The following is a 3011-nucleotide window of genomic DNA, read 5'->3' as shown; positions in this document are numbered from 1 at the left end:
TGCGCAGGCTGGTTGACCCTCTGAGGATCGGACGGGTGATCGCGCGGCCATTCGTCGGCGAAACCACCGCCACTTTCGAGCGGACATACAACCGTCATGACTACGCCGTGCCCCCGCCGGAACCGACCCTGCTCGACCGGCTGACGGCGCGTGGCAGCCGTGTCATCGCCGTCGGCAAGATCGGCGACATCTTCGCCCATCGCGGAATTTCGCAAGTGCGCAAGGCGGCAGGCAACATGGCGATGTTCGACGAGGCTCTGGGTGCGATGGATAATGCCGGCGACGGTGACCTCGTCTTCGCCAATTTCGTCGACTTCGACACCGAATTCGGTCACCGCCGCGATGTCGCGGGCTATGCTGCCGCGCTCGAGGCCTTCGACCTGCGGCTGCCGGAGGCATTTGCGAGGCTGCGGCAGGGCGATCTTCTCATCCTGACGGCCGACCACGGCAACGACCCGACCTGGGGCGGGACCGATCACACGCGCGAGCGCATTCCGGTGATCGGCACTGGACCGGGTCTCAAGGGCGGCGACATCGGACTGAGAACGACATTCGCCGACATTGGCGAGACCGTGGCCGAGCATCTCGGGCTGGCGCCCGGACGCTACGGCACGTCTTTCTATACGGCGATCGGCGGTCATGCCTGAATTGCCGGAGGTCGAAACCGTCCGGCGCGGGCTGCAGCCGGTTCTGGAAGGCGCTACCATCGCCCGCGTCGAGGCGCGCCGACCGGATCTGCGCTTTCCATTTCCCGAGAAATTCGCGCAGCGGCTGACCGGCAAGACGATCACGGCACTCGGCCGCCGGGCCAAGTATCTGACGATGGACCTGGAAGGCGGCCCCATGCTGATCTGCCATCTCGGCATGTCGGGCTCATTCCGCATAGAGACGGCCGATGGCAGCGACATGCCCGGCATCTTCCGGCACGACCGCTCGAAGAGCTCCAATCACGACCACGTCGTCTTCCATGTCGTGTCTCCGGCCGGTGCCCGGTCCCGCGTGATCTTCAATGATCCGCGCCGCTTCGGCTTCATGCTGTTTGCGGAAGGGCTGCCGGACGTTCATCCGATGCTGGCTGGACTTGGCGTCGAGCCAACCGGCAACACATTGGACGGTGCGCTGCTTGCCTCATTGATGAAGGGGCGGCGATCACCGCTGAAGGCAGCGCTTCTCGACCAGAGGCTGATCGCCGGGCTCGGCAACATCTATGTGTCGGAGGCGTTGTGGCGTGCCGGCCTGTCGCCGCTGCGCGAGGCGGGCACGATCGCCAGGCCCGGAAAGAAAGCCCAGGCCCAAAGCGAACACCTCGCGCAAGCCATTCGTTCGGTGATATCGGATGCGATCGCAGCCGGCGGCTCCTCACTGCGGGACTATATGCAGACCGATGGGGCGCTGGGCTATTTCCAGCACGCCTTCGCCGTCTACGACCGCGAAGGCAAGGCCTGCTCCAAGCCCGGCTGCGGCGGCCACATCGAACGTGTCGTGCAGAGCGGCCGATCGACCTTTTATTGCCGGACATGTCAGCGATGAGTCAGAGTAATTCCAGGAAAAGTGGGAACGGTTTCCCGTTCGGAATTGCGTCAAGACAGAGAGATGGAGCGGTTCTGCGTTTCCGTGAAACGATGAACCGCTCTAGACGAGCGTGAGCAAGGAGAAGCAGCCATGGCCTATGAGACGATCATCACCGAGACGCACGGCAAGGTCGGGCTGATCACGCTGAACAGGCCGCAGGCGCTCAACGCGCTGAATTCGCAGATTCTGACCGAGGTGGTGGCGGCCGTGAACGGGTTCAGCGCCGATCCCGGTGTCGGCGCCATGGTCATCACCGGTTCCGAAAAGGCTTTCGCCGCCGGCGCCGATATCAAGGAGATGCAGTCCATCTCCTACGCGGACGCCTACGCCCAAGACTTCTTCGTCGGCTGGGAGGAACTGACGCGGGCGCGAAAGCCTATTATCGCGGCAGTGGCGGGCTATGCACTCGGCGGCGGCTGCGAGCTGGCGATGATGTGCGATTTCATTATCGCCGCCGACACGGCCAAATTCGGCCAGCCCGAGATCACCCTCGGCGTCATTCCAGGCATGGGCGGGTCACAAAGGCTGACCCGCTTCGTCGGCAAGTCGAAAGCGATGGACATGTGCCTGACCGGGCGGATGATGGATGCCGCCGAGGCCGAGCGTTCTGGCCTGGTGTCGCGGGTGGTGCCTGCCGGCGAGCTTGTCGAGGAGGCGCTGAAGGCCGCGGCCAAGATTGCCGCTTTCTCGCTACCATCCGTGATGATGGCGAAGGAGGCTGTCAACCGCGCCTTCGAGACGACGCTTGCCGAGGGATTGCGGTTCGAGCGCCGGCTGTTTCACTCGCTGTTTGCACTGGACGATCAGAAGGAAGGCATGGCGGCCTTTGCCGAGAAGCGGAAGCCGAATTTCACCAACCGCTGACGCCAATCCCTTGGCTGCGAAGAAGATGGCTGCTGGCCGCCAAAAAGAAGGCCGGGCAGCGTTGACGCGCCGGAAAAGCTGAACTATAAGCCGCACCAACCGAGGCGGCCCCGTGGCTGCCCGTTTGTTTTTTGCGCCCTGCGGCATCCGCATGCGCCGACCAGATCAGAAGAGAGGCATCATGGCCAATACATCCTCGGCCAAAAAGGCAACGCGCAAGATCGTCCGCCGCGCAGCGATAAACAAGAACCGCCGCTCGCGCGTCCGCACCTATATCCGCCAGGTCGAAGAGGCCCTTGCCTCCGGTGACAAGGCTGCCGCACAGGCTGCCTTCAAGATCGCGGAGCCGGAATTGATGCGTGCCGCGACCAAGGGCGTGATCCACAAGAACACGGCGTCCCGCAAGGTGTCGCGACTGGCTCAGCGGGTCAAGGTACTGTCGGCCTGACATTACTTGCCTAGACTGACGTTCTTCGAACCCGGCCGTTTGTGCCGGGTTTTTTCGTTTGCCGGCAAGCACTTAAAAAGAATGTCCGGAAACGGCGTCTTATGCGGCATTTCACAATTAGGAATAG

At 63.0% G+C, this 3011-nt stretch carries 4 protein-coding genes; all 4 read left to right on the top strand.

Annotated features, from left to right (window positions below; genetic code table 11):
* A partial coding sequence (locus EN906_RS29015; protein ID WP_127375561.1) for a phosphopentomutase occupies window positions 1–647 on the top strand: 647 nt, incomplete at its 5' end.
* Window positions 640–1530, top strand: coding sequence for a bifunctional DNA-formamidopyrimidine glycosylase/DNA-(apurinic or apyrimidinic site) lyase (mutM, locus tag EN906_RS29010; protein WP_127268053.1), 891 nt, complete (start codon window positions 640–642; stop codon window positions 1528–1530). The genes EN906_RS29015 and mutM, both read left to right, overlap by 8 nt.
* Before the next feature lie 132 nt (window positions 1531–1662).
* On the top strand, window positions 1663–2436 hold the full coding sequence (locus tag EN906_RS29005) for an enoyl-CoA hydratase (RefSeq protein ID WP_127268054.1): 774 nt from the start codon (window positions 1663–1665) through the stop codon (window positions 2434–2436).
* 181 nt (window positions 2437–2617) lie between these two features.
* Window positions 2618–2884, top strand: coding sequence for a 30S ribosomal protein S20 (rpsT, locus tag EN906_RS29000; RefSeq protein WP_013533694.1), 267 nt, complete (start codon window positions 2618–2620; stop codon window positions 2882–2884).
* Window positions 2885–3011: the final 127 nt, after the last annotated feature.

The organism is Mesorhizobium sp. M7A.F.Ca.CA.004.06.1.1 (genome assembly GCF_003999135.1).
GTDB lineage: Bacteria > Pseudomonadota > Alphaproteobacteria > Rhizobiales > Rhizobiaceae > Mesorhizobium.
The sequence above is the reverse complement of the archived record's forward strand: the minus strand, read 5'-3'. Positions and strand labels throughout refer to the sequence as shown.